Origin of the sequence: Delftia sp. GW456-R20, assembly GCF_001622915.1 — a bacterium.
Classification (GTDB): domain Bacteria; phylum Pseudomonadota; class Gammaproteobacteria; order Burkholderiales; family Burkholderiaceae_C; genus Comamonas; species Comamonas acidovorans.
In genome coordinates, this window is sequence record NZ_LWCN01000005.1 from 763,971 (window position 1) to 777,284 (window position 13,314).

The window sequence follows — 13,314 nt, forward strand, 5'->3', positions numbered from 1 at the left end:
GCGCACCTGCGTTTGCACGCGGCGGCTCGGGTCCGGTGGGCCCGGCCTGCCGCTTAGGGGCTGCAGGCGCCGATGGCGCGCAAGGGTTTGAAGACTGTGCCGGCGGGCGGCCCTGAAAGCACAGGGCGTTGAGCGCGATCCAGAGAGGCATGGTTCAGGTTCCGGGGTCGGCAGCAGGCGGCGGCCGGCGCGCGCTGCCGCGCGGCCCGGCGATGCGCCGCTGCCATTCAAGGACGAAGACGAAGAAGACGGGCACGAAGAACACGGCCAGCACCGTGCCGCTGACCATGCCGCCGAACACGCCCGTGCCGATGGCGTGCTGGGTCTCGGCGCTGGCGCCCGATGCCAGCATCAGCGGCACCACGCCCAGCGCAAAGGCCAGCGAGGTCATGAGGATGGGCCGCAGCCGCAGGCGTGCGGCCTTGATGGCAGCCTCGCGCAGGTCCTGGCCTTCCTCGCGCAGTTGCTTGGCGAATTCCACGATCAGGATGGCGTTCTTGGCCGACAGGCCGATGATGGTGATCAGGCCCACCTTGAAGAACACATCGTTGGGCATGCCGCGCAGCAGCACGGCCGCCACGGCGCCCAGCAGGCCCAGGGGCACGACCAGCATCACCGACAGCGGGATGGACCAGCTCTCGTACAGCGCGGCCAGCACCAGGAAGACCACCAGCATGGACAAGGCCATGAGCAGGGGCGCCTGCGCGGCCGACTGGCGCTCCTGCAGCGACTGGCCGGTCCAGGCCACGGCAAAGCCGGGCGGCAGCTGGGCCGCCAGCCGCTCCATCTCGGCCATGGCCGCGCCGCTGGACGTGCCGGGCGCAGGCGTGCCCGAGATGCGCGACGCCAGGAAGCCCTGGTAGCGCACCAGCTGCAGCGGCGTCTCCGACCACACCGGCGTGGCGAACTCGGCCAGCGGCACCATGCCGCCCGAGGCATTGCGCACGTTCAGCCGGAGCACGTCATCGACCTGCATGCGCGCGGGCGCGTCGGCCTGCACGATGACCTGCTGCATGCGCCCGGCGTTGGGGAAGTCGTTGACATACAGCGAGCCCATGGCCGTGGACAGCGTCTCGCTGATGGCGGCAAAGCCCACGCCCAGGGCCTGGGCCTTCTGGCGGTCGATCTCCAGCCGCACGCTGGTGCCCGAGGGCAGGCTGTCCTGGTAGGCCGAGCCCAGCACGCTGCTGCTGCCGGCCAGTGCCAGCAACTGGTCGGTGGCCGACTTGAGCGCGGCATGGCCCTGGCCGGTGCGGTCCTGCAGGTACATGGTGAAGCCCGAGGAGGTGCCCAGCTCGTCGATGGCCGGGGGCTGCAGCACCATGATGGCGCCCTCGGGCGCATGCTCCATGGCCTTTTGCGCGAGCGAGACTTCCTCGCCTGCCGTGGCGCCGTCGCGCTGGTCCCAGTCCTTGAGCGTGGTGAAGGCCATGGCCGCGTTCGGGCCCGAGCCCGCGAAGCTGAAGCCCAGCACCGAGATGCTGGAGGCAATGCCGGGGCGCTGCGCCACATGCTCCTCATAGCGCTTGACCACGTCCAGCGTGCGCTCGGCCGTGGCATCGGCCGGCAGCTGGATGGACGCCATGAAGTAGCCCTGGTCCTCCTCGGGCAGAAAGGCCGATGGCAGCTGGCGCAGCGCAAACACCAGGATGGCCACGATGGCCGCGAACAGCAGCATCATGCGGCCCGTGCGCCGGACCAGGCCCGTGACATGGGCCTCGTAGCGGTTCGTCAGCCGCTCGAAGCCACGGTTGAACCAGCCGAAGAAGCCCTTCTTCTCATGGTGGCCTGCCGCCACCGGCTTGAGCAAGGTGGCGCACAGCGCCGGCGTCAGGCTCAGGGCCAGGAAGGCCGAGAACAGGATGGACACGGCCATGGACAGCGTGAACTGCTGGTAGATCACGCCCACCGAGCCGCTGGCGAACGCCATGGGAATGAACACTGCCGTCAGCACCAGGGTGATGCCGATGATGGCGCCCGTGATCTCCTTCATGGCCTTGAGCGTGGCATCGCGCGGCGACAGGCCTTCCTCGGCCATGAGGCGCTCCACGTTCTCGACCACGACGATGGCGTCGTCCACGATGATGCCGATGGCCAGCACCATGCCGAACATGGTCAGCACGTTGATGGAAAAGCCCGCCACCAGCATCACGGCGAAGGTGCCCAGCAGCGCCACGGGCGCCACGATGGCCGGGATCAGCGTGTAGCGCAGGTTCTGCAGGAACAGGTACATCACCAGGAAGACCAGCACCATGGCCTCGACCAGGGTCTGCACCACCTTCTCGATGGAGATCTTGACGAAGGGCGCGGTATTGAACGAGATGGTGTGCTCCATGCCCCTCGGCAGGATGGAGGCCAGCTCGGCCATGCGCTTTTGCACGGCGGCGGCCGTGCGCACGGCATTGGCGCCCGGCGACAGCTGCACGGCGGCGCTGGTGGCGGGCTTGCCATCCTCGCGGTTGGAGAAGGCATAGGACTGCGCACCCAGCTCCACGCGCGCCACGTCGCCCAGCACCAGGCGGGAGCCGTCGGCATGGGCGCGCAGCACGATGGCCGCGAACTGCTCGGGCGAGGTCAACTGGCCCTGCACGGTGAGCGGCGTGGTCACGCGCTGGCCCGGGGCGATGGGCGCATCGCCCACACGGCCCGGGGCGATCTGCATGTTCTGCTGCTGGATGGCCTGGGTGAGGTCGCCCATGGACAGCCCGTAGGAGATCAGCTTGGCCGGATCGACCCAGACGCGCATGGCGCGCTCGGTGCCGAACAGCTGCACGCGGCCCACGCCCTCAATGCGCCGCAGCTCCTCGACGATATTGCGCGCCATGTAGTCATTGAGTGCCAGCTCGTCGAACTCGCCGCCCGGCGAGATCAGGCCCACCAGCAGCAGAAAGCTCGACGTGGCCGACTCCACCTGCAGGCCGTTCTGGCGCACGGCCTGCGGCAGGCGCGGCTCCACGGCCTTGATGCGGTTTTGCACATCCACCTGGGCCAGCTCGGGGTTGGTGCCGGGCTTGAAGGTGGCCTTGATCTCGGCCGAGCCCGAGGTGTCCACCGAGGACTCGAAGTACAGCAGGTGGCGGACGCTGGACAGCTCGCGCTCGATCAGCGAGACCACGGAGTCATTGAGCGTCTTGGGCGTGGCGCCCGGATAGGTGGCATACAGGCTCACCGTGGGCGGCGCCACCGTGGGATAGCGCGAGATCGGCAATTGCGGAATGGCAAGCACGCCCAGCAGCACGATGAACAACGCGATGACCCAGGCAAAGACGGGCCGATGAATGAAGAACTGTGGCATGGACGCGAGGTCTGGTTTTCAATGCACGCCAGGGCGCGCTGCGGAAAAAATACGGCGCCTGGCGCCGACACATCTGAGGGGCCATCCGGATGCAAATCCAGATTGCCAGGAGGCATGGGGATGGAGGAAACTCCTGCCGGTGCGGCTTCGGCCTGCGGCGTGTTGCCGCCAGGGCCATTCATCCATGGAGCCGCTGCAAAGCTAACAGCTCTCCCACCCGCTCATACGGCATTGCCGCTGTGACTTCATATTCAGGGATTTGTTTCGCATGCCGGCCAATTGCGGCGGCACAGGGAAACAGCTTGCGTTCTTTCGATGGCATTTCGGCCCGGGAAATGTGGAAGAACGATGGAGATGAACACAGCCCCCGCCGCGACCCCAAAATGGCTTCTATCATTGCCCAGCCCTTGCCTTTCCAGCCATCGACATCGCTCATCCTCGTTGCCGAGGACGAGCCCGAGATCGCAGACATCCTGTGCGCCTACCTGGCCCGCAGCGACCTGCGCACCGTGCATGCCGCCGATGGCCAGCAGGCCCTTGAACTGCACCACCACTTGAAACCCGATCTCGTACTTCTCGACGTGCAGATGCCACGCCTCGACGGCTGGCAGGTGCTGTCCGAAATCCGCCGGCGCGGCGACACGCCCGTCATCATGCTCACCGCCCTCAACCAGGACGTGGACAAGCTCATCGGCCTGCGCATTGGCGCGGACGACTACGTGGGCAAGCCCTTCAACGCGGCCGAGGTCGTGGCGCGCGTGCAGGCCGTGCTGCGCCGCTGCGGCCAGGGCCGGCTCCGCGATACCAAGCTGCTGCAGGCCGGCCCCTTTCGCGTGGACCTGGACAGCCGCGAGGTCAGCGTGCAGGTGCAGGGCGCCACGCATGTGCCCGAACTCACCGTGACCGAATTCAACCTGCTGGCCAGCCTGGTGCGTTCGCCCCGGCGCGTGTTCAGCCGCGCCGAGCTGCTGCTGAGCTGCCTGCCCGAAGGCCACACGCTGGAGCGCACCGTGGACAGCCACATCAGCAAGCTGCGCAAGAAACTCGAAGGCCTGGGCCTGCAGGGCATGCCCGACAGCGTGCGCAGCGTGGGCTACCGGCTGGGGATGGACCCATGAGCGCCGCACAGGCCGCAGGCCGGGGAGTGCCGTCATGAGCGCAGCGGCCGGGCTGCGCCGGCAGGTGGTGCTGACCATGTCGGCCGTCACGCTGGCCGTGGTCGTGCTGTGCGTGCTGGGCTCGTACGCCTTCTATGCGCTGCTGCTGACCTTTCACCCGGCCAGCGTCTCCGACGGCTGGATGCCCTCCAGCGTGGAGCTGGCCTGGGTGCTGCTGACCCTGGTGGTGGCCATGCTGATTGCCATCTTCGTGGCCACGCGGCTGTCGCGGCGCATCCTGCCCTCGCTGGACTCGGTGGCCATCAGCCTGCGCCAGCTGGCCGAGGGCGACCTGTCGGCGCGCGCCAGCACGGACGACAGCGCGCTGCACGAGGCCGCGCAGCTGGTGCATGACTTCAACAGCCTGGCCCGGCGCCTGGAAGGCATGGCGCAGGAGCGCGCCTTCTGGAGCGCGGCCATCGCCCATGAGCTGCGCACGCCCGTGACCATCCTCAGCGGGCGGCTGCAGGGCCTGTCCGACGGCGTCTTCCTGCCCAGCAAGGACATGCTGGCCAGCCTGATGACCCAGGTCGAGGGGCTGACCCGCCTGATCGACGACCTGCGCCTGCTGGGCCTGCAGGAAAACGGCCATCTGCAATTGCAGCTGCGCCAGACCTGCCTGGCGGGCGAGGTGCGCTCGGTGGCCCTGGCCGTGGGACCGGCGCTGGAGCAGGCGGGCCTGCAGCTGGCGATGGAGCTCGATGACCAGCCCGTGGTCTGCGACCCCGTGCGCATACGCCAGGCCCTGCTGGCCCTGCTGGAAAACGCCATGCAGTACGCGCAGCCTGGCCCGCTGCTGGTGGCCGCGCGCGTGCGCCACGGCCTGTGCACCGTGCGCGTGGAAGACAGCGGCCCCGGCGTGGCGGCCGACCTTGCGCCGCGCATCTTCGACGCTTTCCAGCGCGGTGAAGGCGCCCGCAGCCGAAGGAATGCCAGCGTGGGTGCAGGCAACGGCAGCGGACTGGGCCTGGCCGTGGTGCAGGCCATTGCCCAGGCCCATGGCGGGCGGGCGCAGTGCCTGCCGGGCGAGCGTGGCGGCGCGCTGTTCGAGCTGAGCTGGCCGGCCTGACCTCGTCAGAGCCGCAGATCAGCCTGCGAAATCATCGGCCCGCACATGGCGTGCGTCCCAGGCGGCAGCCAGCGCAGCGGCCCGGCCCAGGCGCACGCGGCCTGATTCAAAGTCCACGATGCCCGCCTCCTGCGCCGCCGCAGGCCGCGCAGGCCGCTCGCGCGTGCGGCCGTCGGTGAGCAGCCACAGCCAGCCCTGGCAGGAGGCGTCTGCGCCGCAATGGCGCTGCAGCAACTGGCCCGCCTGTTCCACGGCCGCCTGCAGCGGCGTGCCGCCGCCGCCGCCAATGGGAGCGATCCAGTCGTCATTCCAGGCCGCTGCCTTGCGCGGCGGCAGGCGCAATTCCACGCGCGTGCCCGCAAAGCAGATCAGCGCCACCTGCTCGCGGCGGCGGTAGGCCTCTTCCATCAGCGACAGCAGCACGCCCTTGGCCCGCGCGAGTGCGCCGCTGCCGGCCATGGAGGCCGAGCAATCGAGCACAAAGCAATGCAGCCGCGTGGCCTGCGGCGGCTCACGGCGGCGCTGCAGATGTTCGGGTGCCAGCGCCTGGGCGCCGCGTGCGGCCAGCGTGCGCGGCCAGTCCCAGGTGCCGGTGGCCTGCCCGCCTTGCGCCTGGGCAAGCCGGGGCTGGCCTGCCGCCTGCTGGCCCGCCCCCGCAGCCCTTGCCTGTGGCGCGGGGCCGCGGGGGCTCAGGCTTTTTTTGTGGCGGGCGCTCCCGCCTTTGCGGCCTCGCGGGCCAGCAATGAGGGCACGGCGACACGCAGCAGGCCCACGGGCTCGGGCGGCATGGCGCCCCAGTCAGCCTCGGAGGGCGGGCTGTCGCCTGCGCCGTTGGCCGTGGATTCTGCAGGCGGCCGGCTTTGTGCCGGCGACTGCGAAGGCGGATTCGATGGCGCTTGCTGTGGGGATGGCTGCTGCTGCTGCGGCTGCGGCTGTGGCTGCGGCGCCCCCGGCTTGCGGCGGTGCACCAGCACCAGCTCGGCCACGGCCTGCACATGGTCGGGCCTGACCTCGGCATCGCCCAGCCAGGCGGCCCAGGCGCGGGCGGCGCGCAGCAGCACCAGGTCGGCGCGCAGGCCGTCCACCTGGGCGGCAATGCACAGCGCGCCCGCGGCCTGCAGCACCGCGTCGGACCAGGGCAGCGCGCCGGCCGGCTGCAGGCGCTCGCGTGCCGTGCGCAGCTGCGCGGCCAGCGCGGCCTGGGCGTCTGCATGGCGGGCGCGGAAGGCGGCCGGGTCGGCATCGAACAGCAGCCGCGCGCGCACGATGGCCTGGCGCTGGGCCGCATCCTGCACATTGGCCAGGCGCACGCACAGGCCCAGGCGGTCCAGCAGCTGCGGGCGCAGCTGGCCTTCCTCGGGGTTCATGGTGCCCACCAGCACGAAGCGCGCCGCGTGGCGGTGCGAGATGCCGTCGCGCTCGACCACGTTGACGCCGCTGGCGGCGGCATCCAGCAGCACATCGACCAGGGCATCGGGCAGCAGGTTGATCTCGTCCACATAGAGCACGCCGCCATGGGCGCGCGCCAGCAGGCCGGGCGCGAACTTGAGTGCATGGCCGGCCATGGCCTGGCCCAGGTCCAGCGAGCCGGCCAGATGCTCCAGCGAGGCGCCCAGCGGCAGCGTGACGAAGGGCGCGGCATCGATGAGCTCGGCCAGCGCGCGCGCGGCCGTGGACTTGGCCGTGCCGCGCGGCCCCTCGATCAGCACGCCGCCCAGTTGCGGGTCGATGGCGGCCAGCAGCAGCGCCTGGCACAGCAGGGGCTGGCCCGCGATGGCGGCAAAGGGAAACAGCGGCGGCAGCGCGGGCTGGGCGCCGCTGCCCAGGTCAGGGGAGGCGGTCATCCGCGCAATCCTTCGAGATGGTTTTCATGTTCCAGCAGCAGGTCTTCCAGCTGCTGGCGATAGTCGCCGGGCTGCTCCCACAGGCCGCGCTGCATGGCTTCGAGCAGGCGCTCCAGCATGTCGCGCAGGGCCTGCGGATTGTGCTGCACGAGAAAGTCGCGCGTGGCCGCATCCAGCACATAGGCGTCGGCCACCAGGGCGTACTGGTGGTCGCCCACCTGCTGCGTGGTGGCGTCGAAGCCGAAGAGATAGTCCACCGTGGCCGCCATCTCGAAGGCGCCCTTGTAGCCGTGGCGCTTGGCGCCGTCCATCCACTTGGGATTGGTGACGCGCGAGCGCACCACGCGCGCAATCTCCTCCTTGAGCGAGCGCACGCGCGGCTGGGCCGGGTTGGCGTGGTCACCGTGGTAGAGCGCGGGCTGGCGGCCCGAGAGGTGGCGCACGGCCGAGGCCATGCCGCCCTGGAACTGGAAGTAGTCGCCCGAGTCGAGGATGTCGTGCTCGCGGCTGTCCTGGTTGTGGGCCACCACGTCGAGCTCACCCAGGCGGCGGCGCAGCGCGTCGCCTGCGGGCACGCCCTCGGCGTCCTGGCCGTAGGCGTGCTGGCTCCAGCCCAGGTAGGCCTGGGCCAGGTCGGCATCGCCCTGCCAATCACCGCTCTGGAACAGCCCGCCCAGTCCCGATCCATAGTGGCCGGGTGGCGCGCCGAACACGCGCCAGCCGGCCTGCAGGCGGGCCTGCACGGCGTCCATGCCCTGCGCCTGCAGCTGTTCGGCCTCGGCCAGGATGCGCGCGCGTATGGGGTTGTCCTCGGCGTCCTCGTCCAGCGCGGCCACGGCCTGCACGGCCGCGTCGAACATCTGCACGGCGCCCGGGAAGGCGTCGCGGAAGAAGCCCGAGATGCGCAGCGTCACATCCACGCGCGGCCGGCCCATGCCCACGCGCGGCACGACCTCGAAGTCCACCACGCGCTGGCTGCCGGGCGCCCACTTGGGGCGCACCCCGATCAGCGCAAAGGCCTGGGCGATGTCGTCGCCGCCCGTGCGCATGGTGGCCGTGCCCCAGACCGACAGGCCCAGGGTGCGCGGGTACTCGCCGTGCTCCTGCAGGTAGCGCTCCAGCAGCCTGAGCGTGGCCTGCTGGCCCAGCTCCCAGGCCGCCTGGGTGGGAATGGCGCGCGTGTCCAGCGTGTAGAAATTGCGCCCCGTGGGCAGCACGTCGGGCCGCCCGCGCGAGGGCGATCCGCTGGGCCCGGGCGGCACGAAGCGGCCCTGCAGGCCGCGCAGCAGCTGGCGCAGTTCCTCGCCGCCGCAGGCATCCAGCGCGGGTGCCAGCACGGCATGCACCTGTTCCAGTGCGGCGCGCGTCTGCGGCCAGTCACCGGCCGGGGCCTCACCTTCCAGCAACTGCTGGGCCAGCAGCTCCAGGCGCTCGCGCGTGTCGCCTTCATGGCGCCAGGGCTCGTCGCTCACGGCCTGCAGGGCGGCGGGGCGCGCGCCGGTCCAGGGGCGTGCAGGCTCCATGCGCAGCGGGTCGAACCCGGGGCTGTCCAGCAGGTCGGCGGCCAGCGCCTGGATCAGGCCCTGGCCTTCGTCCGACGGGAAGCGCGCCAGCGCCAGCAGCGTGTCGCGGCGCTGGCGCCCTTGAGGCGATGCGCCGAAGACATGCAGGCCGTCGCGGATCTGGGTTTCCTTGAGCTCGCACAGGTAGGCGTCTATGCGTTCGAGCACGGCATCGTCGTCCTGCGCGGCACCGGGCGCCAGGTCCAGCTCCTGGTCCAGGTGCTGGCGGCGCACGATGTCCAGGATCTGGCGGCGCAGCAGCGCGCCGCGCCGCGCATCGACCAGCAGGGCGTCGTAGTACTCGTCCACCAGGCGCTCCAGGTCCTGCAGCGGACCGTGGTTTTCGGCGCGCGTCAGCGGCGGCATCAGGTGGTCGATGATCACGGCCTGGCTGCGGCGCTTGGCCTGGGCGCCTTCGCCGGGATCGTTGACGATGAAGGGGTACAGGTGCGGCAGCGGGCCCAGGATGGCATCGGGCCAGCACGCGCCCGACAGCGCCAGGCTCTTGCCCGGCAGCCATTCGAGGTTGCCATGCTTGCCCACGTGGACCATGGCGTCCACGGCAAAGCGGTCGCGCAGCCAGAAGTAGAAGGCCAGGTAGCCGTGGGGCGGCACCAGCTCGGCATCGTGGTAGCTCGCATAGTCCTGCGCGCCCATGCCTTTACCGACCAATGCACGCGTCGGCTGTATGCCGACAAAGACATGGCCCAGGCGCAGGCCCGCGATCATGAAGCGGCCCTGGCGCAGCAGCGGGTCGGCCTCGGGCGCGCCCCAGCGCGCAGTAATGGCGTCGGCCATGCCGTCCGGCAGCGCGGCCAGGCACGCCAGGTACTCGTCCAGCGCATAGCTTTGCCAGGCCGGGCGCAGCGGCCACTGGGCCGGGTCGTTGGCAATGCCCTGCTGCAGGGTGTGCATCAGCGCCTGGCCATCGGCGGGCAGCTGCGCGGGGTCGCCCAGCTCGTGCCCTTCGGCCGCCAGGTGCTGCAGGATGGCGATCACCGAGGCCGGCGTATCCAGCCCCACGCCGCTGCCGATGCGGCCTTCGCTGCCCGGATAGTTGGCCAGCACCAGGGCCAGGCGCTTGTCACGCGCGGGCAGGCTGCGCAGGCGGCACCAGCGCCAGGCCAGGTCGGCCACGAAGTCCACGCGGTCGGGCTCGGGCTGGTAGGCCACCACGTCGGCCTGGGTGAAGGCGCAGCGGTGGGACAGGCCCTTGAAGCTGATGGCGCGCGTGATGATGCGGCCATCCATCTCCGGCAGCACCACCTGCATGGCGATGTCGCGCGGGCGCAGGCCTTGGCTGTCGGCCCACCAGTCCTCGCGATTGCCGCCGCTGGCAATGACCTGCAGCACGGGCGCATCGCCGGCCAGGGCCGTGCCCGATTCCAGCGCCGAAAACGCCGTGGTGTTGAGCACCAGCTGCACGGCATGGTCTTCGCAGAGCTGGCGCAGCGTGGCCAGGCACAGCGGGTCCTTGAGTGAGTCCAGCGCCACGGGCAGCGGGTTCATGCCGCGCTGCTGCAGCGACAGGGCCATGGCGTCGAAGGCTGCCGTGTTGCCCGCCAGCAGGTGGGAGCGGTAGAACACCAGGGCCACGGTGGGCGCGCCCGGCGTCCAGGCGCGCTGCAGGTCGTCGATGCCGGCCACGTCATGGGCCTGCATCTGGGCAGGGCTGGGGGCGTTATCGAACAGCGCAGGCGGCACGTGCACGGCTGCCTGCGGCAGGGTGCGCGGCGGCAGCGGCGCATCGCCCCGGTCCAGCCCGTGGTAGACGGTGGCCTTGAGGAACTCGCGCGCATTGGCCGCGCCGCCCGAGCGCAGGTACTGCCACAGCTGGCGGCAGGCGGCGGCCGGCAGCGTGCTGCGCGCCAGCAGGTGCGGGTCTTCCTGCAGGTCACCCGAGAACATGGCCAGGCGCTGCCCCTTGCGGCGCGCCAGCGAGCCGATCTGCTCGATGCCGTAGGGCCAGGCCGATTCCGAGCCCAGGTGGTCCACGATGACCACGCGCGCATGGCGCAGCACCTCGTCCACATACAGGTCCAGCGAGGCCGGCTGGCGCAGGTACAGCAGATTGGCCAGCCGCACCGAGGGAAAGTCCGCCGACGCCCCGGCCAGCGCGGCCACGGCCGAGGACAGCAGGGCCAGCGTGGTGTCGGCCGAGCTCAGGATGACGATGTCGGCCGGCGTCTGGTCGAGGCGGGTGACGATGCTCTCGTCCTCGACGAAGCCGCCGGGGCGCGTGGACAGCAGGTGCATGGAACAGGTTTCAGTGCGGAATCGGAAGGTCAGGCGGCCACATTCTCCAGGCCCTTGCGCAGCGCTGCTTCGTCAAGGTCTTGCCCGATGAACACCAGGCGCGTGCCGCGTGCCTCGCCCTCGCGCCAGGCGCGGTCGAAGTGGTGGTCGAAGCGGCGGCCCACGCCCTGCAGCAGCCAGCGCATGGGCTTGCCAGGGATCTCGGCAAAGCCCTTGACGCGCAGGATGCTGTGCTGCTCCACCAGCGTTTCCAGCGCGGCCAGCAGGCGGTCGCGGTCCACGGCGGGCAGGTCGATCATGTAGGAGTCGAAGTCGTCGTGGTCATGGTCCTCGTCGTGGTCATGGTGGCTCACGCGCTGGTCGATGGTGGTCTCGGCCGCCTTGGCCAGGCCCAGCACCACGTCCAGCGGCAGGCGGCCCTGGGACGATTGCACGATCTTGACCTCGGGCGGCAGCTCCTCGCGCACCAGGGCGGTCACGCGCGCCAGGGCCTCGGCATCGGCCAGGTCGGTCTTGTTGAGCACCACCAGGTCGGCCGCGCCCAGCTGGTCCTCGAACAGTTCGTGCAGCGGCGATTCATGGTCCAGGTTGGGGTCGGCACGGCGCAGCTCGTCCACGGCCTGGGGATTGGCGGCGAACTGGCCGCTGGCGGCCGCCGGCGTATCCACCACGGTGACCACCGCGTCCACGGTGAACACGTTGGCGATCTCGGGCCACTGGAAGGCCTGGACCAGGGGCTTGGGCAGGGCCAGGCCCGAGGTCTCGATGATCACGGCGTCGATCTGGTCGCGGCGCTCGGCCAGCGCGCGCATCACGGGGAAGAACTCTTCCTGCACCGTGCAGCACATGCAGCCGTTGGCCAGCTCGTACAGCGCGCCTTCGCGCTCGTTGCCCTCGTCGTCGCAGCCGATGCCGCAGCCCTTGAGGATCTCGCCGTCGATGCCCAGCTCGCCGAACTCGTTGACGATGACGGCAATGCGCCGGCCATCGGCGTTGTCCAGGATGTGGCGCAGCAGCGTGGTCTTGCCGCTGCCCAGGAAGCCGGTGACGATGGTGGCGGGAATCTTGGCGGTTTGCATGGAAGGTTCTCCAGAAAAAAGAGGAAGTCAGACGGTGGCGAAAGGCACGGCGCTGCGCAATGAAGGGAGAACCTCCTGCGCAAACAGTTCCATGCCAGCGAGGGCCTGGGCATCGCTCCACAGGCCGTTGGCGTTGAAGACGCAGCGCAGCTGGCCAATGCCCGTGCGCTCGCGCAATGCGGTGATCTGCGCATGGCACTGTTCGGGCGTGCCATGGATGAATTGCTCGGCCAGCACGCGCGGCACATCGATGGGCAGCACCTGGTCGGCCGGCACGCCGCGCTTGCCCGCAAAGTACACGCGGCGCTGGTACAGCTGCGGCCACAGCGTGGCCAGTTGGGCCTGCACGGCGGCCTCATCGGCACCGATGCAGACATAGCGCGCCAGCGATGAGCGCGCGCGCAGCGCGGCGGCATCGCGCACGCGCTCCCGGGCAGCGGCCTCCAGGCGCTCCAGCTGCGTGCCTTCGGGCGGCTCCAGGCTCAGCAGCAGGGGCAGATTCTGATCGACGGCAAAGCCCAGGGTCTCTGCCGTGGAGCCGGCCACATACAAGGGAGGATGCGGACGCTGCACGGTCGAAGGCAGGGCGGGCCGGTCCTCGAAGCGCCACGGCCCCTGCCCCGCCACGATGGGCTTGCCGGACAGCGCCTCCACCAGGATGCGGCAGGACTGCTCGAAGCGCTCGCGCGTGCAGTCCGCATCGATCTGCAGGGCGCGCAGCGCGGCCGGCTCCGTGCCCCGGCCAACGCCCACGTCGATGCGGCCGGCGCTTTGCAGGTCCAGCTGGGCAATCTCCTCGGCCAGCATCAGCGGATGGTGCAGCGGCAGCACCAGCACCGAGGTGCCCACGCGCAGCCGCTCGGTGCGCGCCAGCACGGCGGCGGCCAGCAGCAGGGGCGAGGGATAGGGCCAGGCGGTATCGGGCACGCGGAATTCGTTGAACCACACGCCCTCGAAACCCAGGCGCTCGGCGCGCTCGAACAGCGCCAGGAATTCACGGTGCCCGCCGCGCGTGGCGTCGCGCGTCCAGCCGGCCAGATCGATGCGCATGG

General features: G+C 70.5%; 8 protein-coding genes. 2 read left to right on the forward strand and 6 right to left on the reverse strand.

Translation table 11 applies throughout. The features are described from left to right. Positions 1–154 precede the first annotated feature (154 nt). Positions 155–3,295: an efflux RND transporter permease subunit gene (locus A4F85_RS27325; protein WP_063328382.1), complete on the reverse strand. Its 3,141-nt coding sequence runs from the start codon at positions 3,293–3,295 to the stop codon at positions 155–157. A 383-nt stretch (positions 3,296–3,678) separates the two neighbouring features. Here A4F85_RS27325 and A4F85_RS27330 point away from each other — a divergent pair, with 383 nt between their 5' ends. Together A4F85_RS27330 and A4F85_RS27335 are read left to right on the forward strand one after the other, a co-directional pair. After that, positions 3,679–4,413 (forward strand): response regulator, encoded by a 735-nt coding sequence (locus A4F85_RS27330; RefSeq protein WP_016448779.1) that lies wholly within the window; start codon positions 3,679–3,681, stop codon positions 4,411–4,413. Positions 4,414–4,447: 34 nt separating this feature from the next. Further along, the gene (locus A4F85_RS27335; RefSeq protein WP_013800609.1) at positions 4,448–5,521 is read left to right on the forward strand and encodes an ATP-binding protein; all 1,074 of its coding nucleotides are present in this window, start codon (positions 4,448–4,450) and stop codon (positions 5,519–5,521) included. Between the two features lie 18 nt (positions 5,522–5,539). On the opposite strand, the gene A4F85_RS27340 is transcribed toward A4F85_RS27335, so the two are convergent. The 5 genes from A4F85_RS27340 to A4F85_RS27360 all read right to left on the reverse strand — a co-directional run bounded on the left by A4F85_RS27340 (position 5,540) and on the right by A4F85_RS27360 (position 13,312). After that, entirely contained in the window at positions 5,540–6,001 is a 462-nt protein-coding gene (locus tag A4F85_RS27340) for a vWA domain-containing protein (RefSeq protein WP_082848303.1), read from the reverse strand. 209 nt (positions 6,002–6,210) lie between these two features. Next, positions 6,211–7,365 carry an ATP-binding protein gene (locus A4F85_RS27345; RefSeq protein ID WP_063328384.1) on the reverse strand — a complete coding sequence of 385 codons (1,155 nt, stop codon included), beginning with the start codon at positions 7,363–7,365 and terminating at the stop codon, positions 6,211–6,213. Further along, positions 7,362–11,183 (reverse strand): cobaltochelatase subunit CobN, encoded by a 3,822-nt coding sequence (cobN, locus tag A4F85_RS27350; protein WP_063328385.1) that lies wholly within the window; start codon positions 11,181–11,183, stop codon positions 7,362–7,364. The genes A4F85_RS27345 and cobN overlap by 4 nt, the downstream gene beginning before the upstream one ends. Positions 11,184–11,212: 29 nt before the next feature. After that, positions 11,213–12,262 carry a cobalamin biosynthesis protein CobW gene (gene cobW / locus A4F85_RS27355; protein WP_063328386.1) on the reverse strand — a complete coding sequence of 350 codons (1,050 nt, stop codon included), beginning with the start codon at positions 12,260–12,262 and terminating at the stop codon, positions 11,213–11,215. A 27-nt stretch (positions 12,263–12,289) separates the two neighbouring features. Further along, positions 12,290–13,312, reverse strand: coding sequence for an LLM class flavin-dependent oxidoreductase (locus A4F85_RS27360; RefSeq protein WP_063328387.1), 1,023 nt, complete (start codon positions 13,310–13,312; stop codon positions 12,290–12,292). Positions 13,313–13,314 lie beyond the last annotated feature (2 nt).

Coding starts and splice junctions, on each gene's coding strand:
- A4F85_RS27325 (WP_063328382.1), bottom strand. CDS start 3,295: ATGCCACAGTTCTTCATTCATCGGCCCGTCTTTGCCTGGGTCATCGCG.
- A4F85_RS27330 (WP_016448779.1), top strand. CDS start 3,679: ATGGCTTCTATCATTGCCCAGCCCTTGCCTTTCCAGCCATCGACATCG.
- A4F85_RS27335 (WP_013800609.1), top strand. CDS start 4,448: ATGAGCGCAGCGGCCGGGCTGCGCCGGCAGGTGGTGCTGACCATGTCG.
- A4F85_RS27345 (WP_063328384.1), bottom strand. CDS start 7,365: ATGACCGCCTCCCCTGACCTGGGCAGCGGCGCCCAGCCCGCGCTGCCG.
- cobN (WP_063328385.1), bottom strand. CDS start 11,183: ATGCACCTGCTGTCCACGCGCCCCGGCGGCTTCGTCGAGGACGAGAGC.
- cobW (WP_063328386.1), bottom strand. CDS start 12,262: ATGCAAACCGCCAAGATTCCCGCCACCATCGTCACCGGCTTCCTGGGC.
- A4F85_RS27360 (WP_063328387.1), bottom strand. CDS start 13,312: ATGCGCATCGATCTGGCCGGCTGGACGCGCGACGCCACGCGCGGCGGG.